The sequence below is a fragment of the Okeania sp. SIO2B3 genome (genome assembly GCF_010672525.1).
Classification (GTDB): Bacteria; Cyanobacteriota; Cyanobacteriia; order Cyanobacteriales; family Microcoleaceae; genus Okeania.
This window is the reverse complement of record NZ_JAAHGH010000005.1, coordinates 65,834-81,095: the sequence shown is the minus strand read 5'-3', so window position 1 is coordinate 81,095 and position 15,262 is coordinate 65,834. Positions and strand designations below refer to the sequence as shown.

Here is a 15,262-nt window from a genome sequence, read left to right as displayed (position 1 = left end):
TCCCCCACTCCCCATCTTTAATAAATAGCTATCAAATGGGTTCTATAAAAGACCCTCAAGTTGGCGTCTAATTCTATCTAAGTCAAATTCGGCGTTTTCAGGCTTTTCAGAAATTTGGTCTGCGTCTAGTTGCCAATCAGTATTTTCTACATTATTCTCTGGGGGTATCTCCAAAGCACCTGCTGGTATAACTTTCCACTCATAATCTACACTCCTACAGAATTCCATAATTTCTTCTTGGTCAAATTCTTCCACTGCCGGAGAAGGAAAATCTTGAGCTTCTAGCAACACACCAAAGCGAGTGGCATCATCCTCTGATTCAAACATCAAGACCTGATTACGATCGCCCACCTGAATAGTATGAATTCCTTCATTTTCAGTTCTAGCATTGAACAGTAAAACAAATACTCGCATAACTTTTCCTAATGTGAATAGACAATTGTTTTGTCTATATTAGTAGAGACAAAACAATAATGTGTCTAAATTATAGTCAAGGCAAAAAGATTTAATTTTTTGTTTTGATAACAAATTATGGAAAGTTATTTTACCAGACCTCCAAAAAAAGGAATGGTATTATTAGAAGTCTATACAACACTCAATCTAAGTCCAAAAATATTCTAGTCAGATACTATCTTAATTTTAAATAGACATCTGGTGATCATAAAAAATCAAATCAATTCTCCCCACAGAAATTATAAATTATTCCCCTCCTGGGAGGGGTTAGGGGTGGGTTCCCTACTCCCCACTCCCTCTTTTGGTGGATACATCTAATACAAAACTCTTCAGAAATTATCTAAACTCCAGCTCGATCGTCAAGTTTAAAACTCTGAGACCTGTTCCCTTTTGCTAGGAGATTTTTGACAGAATTTAAATCAGACTATTTGACTGTTTCATCTAAAATGGTGCATTAGCAGTAGGTTGGGTTGAGGAACGTTAGCGCCAGCTTATCCGTTAGGATAAACCCAACGTTATACCATTTCTCCATGAAGTTGCGCTTAATAAAAGATAACAGCTATTAGTAAAATTCAGGTTTTGGTAAGAATTATTTACGCGTATTGTTACAGAGAACATGGTATTAGCAAGCTTTTGTTGGGTTTCCCTTCGGGCACTGCCGTACCGCTACTTGGTGTGCAAGCTACAACCCAGCCTACATTTTTAGGCGTGTCAGTCTACTACTATCAGGACTTACGCAAAGGCACTATTTATAGAGTTTAAGTACTATTGGACAATAGTTTTGAGCGCTATATATAGCGTATCTACGTAAGTCCTAACTATGTTGAAATAGTGAAATAATAATACTTTTGATTTAATGATTGGAGAAGCATAAGTAACTTAAATTTACCTACAATCTTGATACACAGAGACAAAAATATAATATCTATAGCGTTTCTCAAGTTACTGAGGTACAGTTGTTTTTCTTCTTTTCTAATACCGAGTCCGCTACTAGGTATATCTGTTGCCGACACGAGGTCGCATAGCTATTCCCGCATTTCTCCAATTACTACTCTCTCAAACAAAGGAATTTTTTACCTCACTCCTGATGGAAATTGTTATACCAGTTATATCAGGACTTACGCATAACCACTACATATAGTAGGAATGACGGCTCTTGACCCCTACAATTGGTGTATTATTTCACCTTGTGCGTAAGTCCTGTATATTTTAAGCAAATATAAAACTTTTAAATTTTAACTTTTGATTTACTTATGACAAATACTCCAGATAATTCTAATCAGCAAACTGATACCTCCAAGTCTAGAAACTGGCGCAGAATAGTAATTATTAGTGGTCTGGGTTTAGGGACAGTCTCTGTAGCAGGGGGGGCAGTAGGAACTTGGTGGTTTCAAGAAAAATTAGCCCCAATGGTGAGTGAGGATCTAACCAAACTTACCCAAAGGCCAGTTCAAGTGGGCGAACTGAAAAAATTTAGAATTGGTTATCTAGAATTTGGCCCTTCATCTTTACCTCCAACTTCAACAGACTCGATCGCTGCTTCTACGGAGGTAGTTAAGGTTAGGTATGCTCTTGGACCTTTGTTATTCAAAACCCTGAAGCTTGATATTACATTTGGAAAATCTGAAGCTAATTTACAACAACAAGCTGATGGTTCGTTTAAAGTTCCAGAGTTGGCAGACCTACCACCTCCACCTATTGATGTTGACATTACAGCTCTACGTTTCCCAGAAGTGGATGTTACTATTATACCGTCAGAAACAGGAAAGTCTTCTGAACCGATATTGTTAGATTTAAGTAATATTGAGGTTCTTTCTAAAGACAAAATGCAACGTTGGTTGATAGACCTCAATGGCAAAGTTATTGATGGTGGTGGTAATTTTCAGGTTGATGCTGATGTTAATCTCAAAAATTCGGAAATTAAAGCTGATGTTGTAGCGCAAAAATTGCAATTACCAATATTTGTTCCTTTAGCATTAGCGTTTGAAAATATTCCTGATGTAAGTCTGCAAAATGGGGAGTTAAATGCAGACCTCCGGACTCAGGTTAAACTAACTGATAAAGTTGCTGACCTTGTACAAAATATCCAGGGAAAAGTTAGTTTGCGGGAGTTGAATGCTAACAGCAGTCTCCTGAGCAACACTGTTAACTTGAATACGGTTGCTAATGTTGCTTGGCCAAAAGTTACGGTGGAAAATTTAAACGCCAACTACGGTAATATTGGATTAAAACTCCACGGTACGGCGCAAACAACGGCGGACTTAGACTTTCAAAATCTTAATCTGAATTTGAATGCGGAGGTTTTGCCTGTCAGTTTTGAAACTTTGTTTAATACTGTTACTACGGAAATTGATTTACTTTCGGGCAAAATTGAAACGGCAGAAACTAAACAGCAACTTCAGCAAATTCGAAGTCAAATTCAGGATATTAGACCTTTATTGGATGGGGGTGTGAAAACTAATTTCAGTATTGTTGGTAGTTTGCTGCAACCAGTGGTATCAGGAAAAGTTCAAACGACTGAAGTTACTAGGGTTGATAGATTAAGATTTCAGGATATTGCGACAAATTTTACTATTAGTCCGCAGTTAAACCAAGAATTTCAACCACTCAATTTAACTGCTGGTTTTTCTGACTTACAAATTACTCCAGTAGTGGGAGGGAAAATTACGGGGAAAGGCGAAGTTAGAAGTCAAAAGGAAGAAGTCAAAATTCAAAAGTTAGTAGGGGCGAATGGCATTCGCCCTCACTTCAAAAGTCAAAAGTTAGGAGTTGGCAGTCAGTCAGTTCCACAAACTCAAAAATTAGAAGTGGGGAGTCGCAAGTCAGTTCCACAAAGTCAAAATTCAGTAGGGGCGAATGGCATTCGCCCTCACTTCAAAAGCCAAAAGTTAGGAGTTGGCAGTCAGTCAGTTCCACAAACTCAAAAATTAGAAGTGGGGAGTCGCAAGTCAGTTCCACAAAGTCAAAATTCAGTAGGGGCGAATGGCATTCGCCCTCACTTCAAAAGTCAAAAGTTAGGAGTTGGCAGTCAGTCAGTTCCACAAACTCAAAAATTAGAAGTGGGGAGTCGCAAGTCAGTTCCACAAAGTCAAAATTTCCTAGGTCATGCTTCCCTGCGGGATGCTACGCAAACGCAAACAAAAGTCAAAATTCAAAAGTTAGAAGTCGCGAGTCGGGAGTCAGTTCCACAAAGTCAAAAGTTAGTAGGGGCGAATGGCATTCGCCCTCACTTCAAAAGTCAAAACTTAGGAGTTGGGAGTCAGTCAGTTCCACAAAAGTTAGAAGTCGCGAGTCGGGAGTCAGTCAGTAAGGAGCAGGAAAGCAATTTTAATCCTGTAGTTGACTTAAACCTGAAGGTAGAAAATGTACCACTAGAACCGATCGCTCAACAATATGGTATTACTTCACCTCTTCCTCTCGGTGACTTTTCTACGGAAGTGGCGATCGCTGGTGCTTTGGAAAGTCTGAAGGGACAGGTTCTATGGCAGTTACCGAATGCTGTTTATCCGGTGAGTGGTACTGTTGACATTATTAATAGTCAGGCGAATATTAAAAATACTGTTGTTGAAGTTGGTGGGGGAAAGGTTAATATTGATGGTACTGCTAATTTGGATAACTGGCAGCTTAATGTTACTGTCAATCAAATTAATTTAGATAATTTAGAACCTTTAAAACCATTGGGTTTACCATCTGGGTTGGAGGGTATTGTTAATGCTGAAGCTAGTTCTTCTGGTCTCACGAGGAATTTTTCAATTAATACTATTGATGGGAATGGGAGTGGGGTAATAAATATTGCTGGCGGTCAGGTTAATTTTAATGCTCGGGCAAATAATGGTAATTTGCAGGGTAAGGGAAATGCTGTTCAATTGAGTTTGAGTGCTTTGGAAAGAATTGGGAGAAATGCAAGTTTTTTGACTACTGCTAATCCCATTTTATCTAGTAAAACTGATGGAAAGGTTAATGGTGAAGCTACTTTTTCGGCTAATCTAAATGATTTAAGTTTGCCTGGGATAACGAGTGGTTTTCAGGGGAATGTTAATCTGGCTAATGGTACGGTTAATGTTAATGGGAAGGTTAATAATGGCAGGTTTCAAGCATTGGTTGATTCTGAGGATTTACTACTTAATCCTTTGTTAGATTTGGGGTTATCGGCAGTAAATTCTGGAATTATTACTGACCAGGAACAGTTAAATAATATTAGAGCTAATATTCCCAGGCTAAAAACTTTGAATGGTAGACTCAATGGTCAGGTTAATTTATCAGGAAATCTGGTAAACCCTTCACCAGAAAATATAGCAGGAGATTTAGTTGGAAATCTCAAAATTGAGGAAGGTACAATTAATGCTACAGGTAGTTTAAAATCTGGTGATTTTCAAACGACTGTTAAAACTAATCAAATATCTCTTACTGCGGTGGAAAAGTTATTAACAGAAGCACAAATTGTTTCTCTGAAAAATAATGTTTTACCAACAGATACTGAGGGAGAAGTTCAAGGGGAAGCGACTGTATCTGGAAATATTAATAATTTAACTCCTGCAGGAATTGCTATTGATGGGGATGGGAAAGTAATTATTGCTGGAGGAACTGTTAACGCTACGGGTAAATTAAATAATGGCAATTTTCAAGCTTCAGTTAATAGCAGTAAATTGGCAGTAAATCCTCTTTTAGATTTAGGGGAAGCGGTTTTAACATCGGGATTAATACCAGTAGAAGCTAATCAAGTTCAAATTTTACAAGCTCAAATTCCTGCTATTAAAACTTTAAATAGTCAAGTGAATGTTAATGCTAATTTGTCTGGTAGTTTAAATAATTTATCTCCAGAAGCAATTACCGCAGATACTAATACTAAGTTATTTATTGATAAAAATACTGTTGATATTGATGGAAGGCTCGAACGAGGAAACTTTTTTGCAAATGTAGAAACAGAAAATATTGCTTTACGTTATTTGGAAGAAACGGTCAGAAAAACTGGTTTAATTGCTATGGTCTGTCAGGGTGAATGCCATTCGCCCCTACCGCCAGGAATTGAAGGAGAAATATTTGGTAATCTGAGCGTATTTGGCAACTTAAATAATCTGAATCCTCAAGCAATAGCTGCCGATGGAACCGGAAAGTTAATTATTGGAAATAATACAATTAATGCCACAGGAAAATTAGATAATGGTAATTTTACAGCCTCAGCGATCGCCGAACCTATTCCATTGAGTTTTGTCAAAAAAATAGCTCAAGAAATTGGAGTAGTTCCTCCAGAAGCTTTACCTTATTTAGAAACAATAAATGGGAATATTCTCGGTAGTGCTAAAGTCGCCGGAAATTTAGAAAATTTAAACCCAGAAGCTATAGCTGCTGAAACGGAAGGAAAAGTAATTTTAACAAATGGTGGAGCAGTTAATATTACTGGAGAATTAGTAGGTAAAAAATGGCAAACTGCTGTAGTAGGAGAGCAAATTCCTTTAGAGCAATTTTCAGCAGCATTGGAAAAACAAGAACAAACAAAACCAGCCGTTGCAGGTATCAGGCAAGTACAAAAATTATTAGGGCAAGCTGAAAATTTACCATTAATTGGTGGCTTTTTAAATACAAATATTGACCTATCTGGAACCCTAGCAAATTTATCTCCAGAAGCAATAGCAGCTCAAGCAAAATTAACACTTTCAGAATTACCAGTTATTCAACAACCTCTTAATTCTCTGTTTGACTGGAAAGGTAAACAAGTAGAAATAGAAAAAGTTTCTATCCCGCCAAACGTTAATGCTAATGGAGTAGTAGGGGTAGATTTTCCACAGCAAAAACCACCGACAATTTCGGGAATTAATATTAATGTCAACTTATCAGATTTTGACTTAGAATCTCTGCCAATAGAAAAATTAGCACAAGCACAAAATTTACCCATAGAAAAAAAAGGAGAATTATTAACAGGTAGAGTCAACTTTGATGGTAAAGTCATCGGTCAATCTATCGAAGATTTAAGTTTAGTTGGTGATGTAGTCTTGCGAAACTTAACCGTAAATTCAGTAGATTTTGATTCCGTTTTATCAGGAAAATTAAATGCAGGAATAACTGATGGAGTAACATTTAAAATTGCAGGCGAACAAGACCGTCTAGAATTAGTATTAGATCGATTTGAGCAAACCTATTTTCCCACTGCTTTCTTAATTCAACGCGACGAAGCAAAACTCGCAGGAGTCACAGAAGGAGAAAACCTCCTAGTAACATTAGAGCAATTTCCTGTCGAATTATTAGATATAGCGCCAGCAGCACAATTTGATATCGGTCCAGTTTCCGGGGAAGCATCCGCCAAAATAGCAATATCTGGTCTGAGAACATTTGACCTGAACTCCATCACCGCAAACGGAAATCTTGCAGTTGCCAAACCTAGCATTGGTTATATAGATGCAGAAAGTTTCACCGCAGATATAAATTTTGCCAAAGGTGTAGGAACTCTCAATGACGGTACATTATTATTAGGTGACAGTCGATATATCCTACAAGCAATGGTCGATATTAATTCTCCCGCTGCCAATTTCGACCCCAAATTTGCTGGCAACCTAAAAATTGAAAAAGGTGAAGCTCAAGATATTTTAACCGCCCTCCAATGGTTTAACTTAGAAGATATTGCGCGAGGTATAGCAACTCCAAATTATGCCAACGCTGAAGATGTACAACCAGTCGCAGTAGGTTTTCCAGAAAATACACCAGTAATTTCCCAACTGCGTCGGTTTGCCGAAATTCAAGCCTTGCTAAAACAACAACAAGAAAGTCAACAACCAAATATTCCCATACAAATACCACCCCTTGCAGACCTAGATATTACTTTTTCAGCAGAAGTAGCAGCAGAAGGAACTTGGCAGTCTGGTATTGACGGCAAATTTGACATCAATGGTAGCGACTGGAGTTGGGGACCCTACAAAATCGATAAATTTCTACTAGAAGGTCAGTATGAAAACGAAGTGCTGACAGTCAAACCACTAGAAGTACAAGTAGGAGAAACATTATTAGCATTTAATGGAGATTTGAGTCCAGAAAATCAGACTGGGAAATTACAACTAGAAAATATAGATTTAGCAGAAATACAGAAATTTGCCCAAAATTATATACCACCAAACATCAATGTTAATATTACAGGAATTTTGAATGCCGAAACAGAAATAGGAGGAAATTTTGAAGACCCCAGAGCTGTAGGTGAAATCAATATAGTAGACGGCACCTTAAACGAAAAACCCATTGAAAAAGCACAAACAGAATTTAGTTACAACACCGGACGCCTGCGTTTTGGTGGAGGTATTTCTATAATTGGAGACCCAATTTTGTATAGAGGTGATATACCCATAGACTTACCATTTGCTCAAGTTTCCGCAGGTAGCGATCTAATTAACGTCAGCGTCAATATTAAAAATGATGCGTTACAGATAGTTAATATCTTGACCGACCAAGTAACATTAAACTCCGGTCAAGGAGATATATTATTGCAGGTCAAAGGAACATTACAACAACCAGAACCAGAAGGATATGCTAAATTTGCAAACATGAGTATCACAGCAGCAGCATTTCCCCAACCCCTCACAGACCTAACAGGTACAGTTTTATTTCAGGGCGATCGTATCGAAGTCAAAGAACTTCAAGGAATTCTTAGTGATGGTAAAGTTGAAGTCATTGGGGTTTTACCAATTTTTCAACCCTTTGGCAGTCAAGAACCAGATATAAATAACCCCCTGACAATTACATTAGACCAACTTAATATAAACTTTCAACGAGTTTTTCAAGGTGGTATTGATGGAAAAGTCGTGATTACAGGTGCAGCTTTGCAACCAGAAATAGGCGGTAACGTTGAAGTCTCCCAAGGTAGAATATTTTTGAATCAGGCAGCAGGTTTCGCAGCAGCAGCAGGAAATGGAGAAAATGCACCTGATTTTGGCATAGAAATTGGTCTAAATAATTTTCAGGTGATTCTAAGCGATCGCCTACTGATGATTAGTCCAGGACTAGCTAACTTTGAAGTTGCAGGTGGTTTACTGATAAACGGCACCCTCAACAATATTAGTCCAAGCGGTAAGATCGACCTTGTAGCAGGGGTAATTAATCTATTTACTACAGAATTGCGTTTAGACCCCAATTATAAAAACACAGCTACCTTTACCCCAATTAATGGACTAGACCCCATTGTAGATGTACAGCTATTAGCATCAGCTTTTGAGACCAACCGCTCATCATCCCCATCATCACCATTATCATCCGAGACAATAGACGCTCCATCACCAGGCACCTTGAATAGCAGTCAGAAAGTTAGAATTATGGCAACAGCAAAAGGACCTCTATCAGAATTAGAAAATAACCTAGAGTTGACCAGTGCTCCAAAGCGATCGGAAGTACAAATAGTTAGTTTGTTGGGCGGTAATATCATTAATACCCTTAGTGAAGATAGGAATTTAGCATTAGCTAATGTAGCAAGTACCACCATTCTTGCTAACTTACAACAGGATATTATTGCCGCGACTGGGTTAAGTGAATTTCGGATATTTCCTGCAAGTATTCCTAAACGTGGAGCGCGACGTGCTTCCTCTTTGGGTTGGGGTTTGGAGGTAGGTGTTGATGTGACGAATCAATTAGGAGTATCCATGACTAGACTTTTTGGCGCCAATGAACCAACGGAATTTTCTCTGCGTTATCAAGTTAATGATGAAGTACGCGTTCGAGGAGGGAGTAATTTTAATGATAATGCAGTATTATCAGTGGAATATGAAGTACAATTTTGATTTTGTTAGGAGTCATTTCAGTTATCAGTTATCAGTTATCAGTTATCAGCTATTGGTAGTAGACTGACACGCCTAAATAGGAATTGTGATTTTAAGTTGAATTCTAAATTTTCAAACTTATTTTTTATCTCACTTAGATAACCTACAGATTCTTCAATTTTTCCTCGAAGTATCCTAATTTCTAGATTGTTATTATCTACCTGTTCAACTAAAGTATTAGTCAAGCGATCGCCTAAATTATCTAAACTTATAATAGATTCCTGAAATTTTTCTAATACTGCCTGAATTTGCTGGTTATTAATATCTACTTTTTGGGCTACTTTATCAATTAGCTTGTTACCAAAATTCTGAATCTCTGTATTACCTTCTTGGGAATTTTTTTTCAATGTTTCTACAATATTAGCTAGTTCTGATTGTATATTTACCAGACTTTCTTCTCTAACCTGAATCTGATTCTGTAGGTCTTGAATTATTTGGGATGCTGACTTAAAATTATTTGCTCCTTCGTTAAGTTGAGGAATAATTTCTTGGAGAGATTGTTGATTAGTTTGATGTAATTTTAGTACCTCATGATAGTTTTGATTAAGGTTGATAATTTCCTCTGTTAAACTTCCTAGAGTCTCGCTGTTGTTATTCAAGGTATCAGCTCCACCATAAATTTTGGCAACTAATTCTAGCCCTGTTTTTTGCCAAGATTGGAGATTTTGCCCTGGACTAACTATGGAACAATTCACTATAAATAAAGATTTAAGAAATGAGTATAAGGTTATTAATGCTGGAATGAATTAAATTATAGCCTATCATAACAAATCCGCTTCAGGGTAAGCTCATCTAATTCTAATTTGGTATAATAATGTACTTGATAAAAAAAAAGTATATATATGTCCGCGCCCTTTACTTCTACTGCTAGAATATCAATTAAAAGGATCGGCACTTATATCATGTTCGGTTGAACAGTTGTAAACAAACTACTCATAATTCGTAAGCATTCAGCTATTAGCAGTCAGCAGTCAGCAACAAGACTCCCTCCTAGAGAAAAGTGTTTAAATTAATGTAGACTTTAAAGGCAAGAGAGCTAACTTTTTTAGTAAGAGAATTAACAAAGCTTTTATCATCAACTAAAAGCAATAGCTGATAGCTGATAGCTGATGGCTGACTGCTGAATGCTTACCATAATTCAGAATTTATAATTTAGAATTCAGGAGGGAAGTAAAGAAGAAAAGAAGGAGAAAGTTTTTTTATCACTAATTATCCGGACATGATATTACAATGTAAAAATACTATCTCAAATGTTGCAAGTAAAGCCAGTAGAAGTACGGTACTTTGATTTGGTTTTGGGCTTAACATCACTTCGATCCCAGTTGCTACTCAAACACCCAAATTTATTAGGAGTAAATCATGAAATTGAAATACATTTACATAATAATGCTCGTCTTGTTTTTGATTGGATGTAGTGATAATAACAGTTCAGAAAGAGGTCAGAATAACACTAGCAATGCGATTGATATTACAGACGTGATTTTGAATAAAAGAACAGCTAATTGTGCAGACTATGTAAACAACTACAGGTCTTCTGTACAAGATATCAATAGGCAAAAGCCGTTCCAAGGAAATTTCTCGGTTTCAGTTAGTGGCGATCGATGTATATTTACTACCAATGCTATACCTAACCATAACTTCAACGATGGTGATATCCCATTTGTGAACAAGGTGTCTGAACAAACTGTCACTTATGAAGTTACAACGAATCCACAACAAGCATCAGAAAAGACAGAACTATCGCTTACTAAAGACAATGCAATTTTTCTTAATGGTGTCAAATTAGACTTACTGGCAGCTGGCTGTTATGGCGTGGGTAACGGAAAAATTGGCTGTCATGATATGGAGCAACCGTGGCGCTTTGACCCAATGTCTAGCTTGAGTGACTTTAAGACCGATAGCCACAACGCACACGCACAGCCAGATGGCACCTATCATTATCATGGTTCACCTGTTGCTTTATTCGATTCGGAGAATGCTATCGTCTCGCCAGTAATTGGTTTTGCAGCCGATGGATTTCCTATTTTTGGTTCATATTTTGACGATAATGGCACGGTTAGAAAAGCTAAATCAAGCTATAAGCTAAAAGAAGGGGATCGGCAAGAGGTCAACGGTATAAATCCTGGTGGAATATACGATGGAACATACAGAGATGATTACGAATATGTCGCAGAATTAGGAGATTTAGATGAATGTAATGGTATGACAATCAATGGGATATACGGTTACTTTGTCACAGACTCATATCCTTGGGTAATGGGGTGTTTCAAAGGCACTCCCGACAGTTCATTTAACAAGCAAAAGCCGAAGAATTAATCGAAATCACTGCACAGGTGGCGATCGCTCTGTTCTAACTGTTGATTGGTTTGTAGATAATCTTTTACCCAATCACAGGCATAAGCTAGTTTGTCAAGCTGAAGAATCCGATCCAAATTCCACAGAATGATTGTGCGATCGCTACTAGCAGAAGCGAGCATCTGGCCATCAGGACTAAAAGCAACTCCTCTAACCCCACCAGAGTGTGCGGTTAGAGTTTTTAATAAAGTACCGTCAATGTTCCAGATTTTGACTGTTTTGTCCAAAGAACCAGAGGCAATAATTTTGCCGTCGGGACTAAAGTCTACTCCCCAAATAGAAGCATCATGTCCAAAAAAGCTTCTTAATAAGGTCCCATCGCGTTGCCAGAGTTTAACCATATTATCTGCCCCAGCAGAGGCAATAATCTCACCATCGGGACTAAAAACTACACCTCTAACTGTCGATTTATGTCCAGTAAGAGTTCTCAATAACTTTCCGTCCGCTTGCCAGAGTTTAACCGTATTATCAACAGAAGTCGAGGCAATTATCTTGCCGTTAGGACTCCAAGTAACATCTTTAACCTCAGCAGTATGTCCTGTCAGAGTGAGTAACAATTTGCCATTTGTTTGCCAGAGGTTAACTGTATTGTTTCCCAAAGCGGAGACTATTTTGTCCCCGTCGGGACTAAAGGCAACCCCCCAAAAAACAACATTTTTCTCAAGGGTTTGCAGCAACTTGCCATTTGTTTGCCAGAGTTTAATGCTACGGTCTGCTGATGCTGATGCGAGAGTTCTATTATTAGGGCTAAAATCCACATCAAAAACAATAGCCTGATGTCCTTCCAGACTTCTGAGTAACTTACCATTTGTTTGCCAGAGTTTAACGGTGGTATCTGCTGATACAGATGCAAGTAAACTTCCGTCAAAACTCCAGGCGACTGCCCCTACCCAATCCTCATGGCCAGTAAGGGTTTTATACAAACTGTTGTCAAGTTTCCAGAATTTTACAGTCTTATCTTCACTCGCAGAGACGATCGTCTTTCCATCAGGACTAAAAGCAATATCTCTAACAACAGCACTATGTCCTCTCAAAGTTCTATACAGTCTCCCATCTCGATGCCAGATTTTCACTGTAGTGTCTATCGAAGCAGAAGCAAGCATTTGTCCGTCAGAACTCCAGGCCAGACGATAAATCATACCATCATTATCGGTTAGAGTATTTAACAACTTGCCGCTTTTGTTCCAAAGTTTGACTGTTCGATCTTTACTAGCAGCAGCTATGATATCGCCGTCGGGACTAATTGCTACTGATCTGACTCCAACACCAGTTAGAGTATTTAACAACTTGCCGTTTTTGTTCCAGAGTTTGACGGTTCGATCTGTACTAGCAGAAGCTATAATCTCCCCGTCGGAACTAATTGCCACATCAGCAACTTTCATGCTATGTCCTTTTAATGTTCTCAATAACTTGCCACTTTTGTTCCAGAGTTTAACTGTTTTATCCTCACTAGCAGAGGCTATAATCTCGCCGTCGGAACTAAAAGTAACTCTTGAAACCGCTCCACTGTGTCCTTTCAATGTTCTCAACAACTTGCCATTTTTATACCAAAGCAAGATATTCCCCTGTTCATCACTAGAGGCAATTATTTCTCCGTCTGGGCTAAAAGTAACTCCCAAAACCCCCGAATTGTGACTCGTGAAAGTTGTCAGTAACTTGCCGTTTTTATTCCAGAGTTTGACGGTTCGATCTGCACTAGCAGAGGCAATGAACTCGCCGTCGGGACTAACCGCAACTCCCCAAAGACCCGCACTGTGACCGATTAGGCGATTGTACTCGTCTACCCCATACAAGGCTTTCGTAAGTACTAATTCAACTTGGTTTTTGAGCTTTGAGTCTACTTCTCCTAATGTTTGTACTTGACTGTAAGCTTTAATTGCAGACAAAAGTGCATCTAATCTTTGATGTGAGTTGTAGTTTCCAGTAGAAGAAGAAACTAATGCTTTGATTTCGCTAATTATTGCTTCCTTTTCACGAGTTTCTGCTCGTTGATATTGTATAAAAGTTATTATTCCCAAGCCAGAAACTATTAATAATGCCAAACTGACTGCAGCCAGAAATACCCTTTGTAGTTTAGCAGTTTTTTGCTCTTGCAGTAATCTTTTTTGTTCCTCTGCCAGTTGTGCCTCAATTGCTTTAGTCTTTTGTGCTTCTAATGCTTTTTGGATTTCCAACTTGTCGAATTCTACCGACGCAGCTAAAAATTCATAATCTATATCGCTTAAACTTTTCCCCTGAGACCACTTTTGAGCATCTTTTAATGCCAGTCCCCGCAACAAACGAGAAGGGTCAGTTTTGTTTGATGTTATCCAAGCTTCTAATACCTGAGAATAAGGACGTAGGACATTTAATTGCTTTTCTACCCATTCTGTGTTAAAGACTTCCGCATAAATCCGGTTTTTCACCTTCAATAAACCATCCTTTTTCACTACCAAACCAGACAATATTAGTTCCATTTGTTCTCGAGAGTCATCTATTTTTATTTCTTTTCTTTGTAAAATAGCTTGATAGATTCCTAATAACTTTGCGACACGTTTTTCATTTCGTTGAATCCTATCTCTAATTGTTCTTAAATGCTCTGGTTCGTCTTGTGATTCCCACTTGTGCAGTATCTTCGTTCTCACTATGCTTTCCACCCAAAATTCTTCGTTTCCTGGGGGAATGGTGAGAATTTCACTGACTGAATCTTGAGTAGCTTCAACCACTAATTTACATAACTTTTGGCTGAGAAATGGTTGCCCATTTGTCCAATATAATATCTGTTTTATAACTTCAAAACTATCTCCTGTTCCAATTTTTAATCCTGCTGCTAAAGGTTGAACTTGCTCTAATGTAAAACCATCTAGTTCAATGGCGCGACCAATATTAAAAGGAGTTCTGGTTTTATCTTTAATTAAATCTGATGGCGTGGCAACCCCAAAAATGCCAAAAGTTATGCGTTTATATTCTGGATCTACTGCTCGTTGATTATAACAGAATCTGATCAGGGCAAAAAAGTCATCTACAGAAAAATCTAGACTGAGAATACTATCAATTTCATCTACAAAAATGACAATATTGTTTTCGGGAAATTGTTTGAGCAGAATATCACAAATAAAACGACTCAATCTTTGCAGTAAAGAAATATCTTCTTCTTCTTTCCACCATTTTTTCAAATTAACTTTGCCTAACAGTTGAAAACCCCGCCATAACTCGCCAGCTACTCCCTTATACCACTGTGTAGGAGTAATATGTTTACTGCCAATATTAGTTAGATCGACAGTGCTACATTTGATACCTTCTTTTTGTAATTTATGTCTGGTTCTAACTAATAGGGAAGATTTGCCCATTTGACGAGAATTAAGCACGTAGCAAAACTCCCCTCGTTTTAAGGCTTCATATAGTTGAGTGTCAGCAAGTCTTTCGACATAGCTGGGCGAATCATCTTGCAGGCTACCACCAATTTGATACGTCATAATAGTATCCGGATAATTAGTTCAGGACTTACGCAAAGGTACTATCTATAGAGTCAAATAACTATTGGACAATAGTTTTGAGATCTATATATAGCTTATCTGCGTAAGTCCTATAGTTATTGTATGATCAGAGGAGTCATTTCAGTTATCAGTTATCAGTTATCAGTTATCAGTTATTAGTACCTCCAAATTCTGAGTAAAAAGTTT

5 protein-coding genes are annotated in these 15,262 nt (G+C 37.9%); 2 read left to right on the top strand and 3 right to left on the bottom strand.

From position 1 onward, the window contains the following. Positions 1-42: 42 nt before the first annotated feature. Positions 43-414 carry a DUF3110 domain-containing protein gene (locus F6K15_RS06085; RefSeq protein ID WP_293058394.1) on the bottom strand — a complete coding sequence of 124 codons (372 nt, stop codon included), beginning with the start codon at positions 412-414 and terminating at the stop codon, positions 43-45. Positions 415-1,706: 1,292 nt separating this feature from the next. Between F6K15_RS06085 and F6K15_RS06080 the strand changes: the two genes are divergently transcribed. Beyond that, positions 1,707-9,206 (top strand): translocation/assembly module TamB domain-containing protein, encoded by a 7,500-nt coding sequence (locus tag F6K15_RS06080; RefSeq protein WP_293058392.1) that lies wholly within the window; start codon positions 1,707-1,709, stop codon positions 9,204-9,206. A gap of 38 nt (positions 9,207-9,244) precedes the next feature. Here the strand turns inward: F6K15_RS06080 and F6K15_RS06075 are convergent, their stop codons facing one another. Further along, complete coding sequence (locus F6K15_RS06075) at positions 9,245-9,940, bottom strand: hypothetical protein (protein ID WP_293058391.1); 696 nt, start codon at positions 9,938-9,940, stop codon at positions 9,245-9,247. A gap of 664 nt (positions 9,941-10,604) precedes the next feature. Between F6K15_RS06075 and F6K15_RS06070 the strand changes: the two genes are divergently transcribed. Next, positions 10,605-11,561, top strand: a complete 957-nt coding sequence (locus tag F6K15_RS06070) for a YHYH protein (RefSeq protein WP_293058390.1) — start codon at positions 10,605-10,607, stop codon at positions 11,559-11,561. Here F6K15_RS06070 and F6K15_RS06065 read toward each other — a convergent pair. After that, complete coding sequence (locus tag F6K15_RS06065; protein WP_293058388.1) at positions 11,558-15,055, bottom strand: AAA-like domain-containing protein; 3,498 nt, start codon at positions 15,053-15,055, stop codon at positions 11,558-11,560. The genes F6K15_RS06070 and F6K15_RS06065 overlap by 4 nt on opposite strands. Between the last annotated feature and the right edge of the window lie 207 nt (positions 15,056-15,262).

Coding starts and splice junctions, on each gene's coding strand:
- F6K15_RS06080 (WP_293058392.1), top strand. CDS start 1,707: ATGACAAATACTCCAGATAATTCTAATCAGCAAACTGATACCTCCAAG.
- F6K15_RS06085 (WP_293058394.1), bottom strand. CDS start 414: ATGCGAGTATTTGTTTTACTGTTCAATGCTAGAACTGAAAATGAAGGA.
- F6K15_RS06065 (WP_293058388.1), bottom strand. CDS start 15,055: ATGACGTATCAAATTGGTGGTAGCCTGCAAGATGATTCGCCCAGCTAT.
- F6K15_RS06070 (WP_293058390.1), top strand. CDS start 10,605: ATGAAATTGAAATACATTTACATAATAATGCTCGTCTTGTTTTTGATT.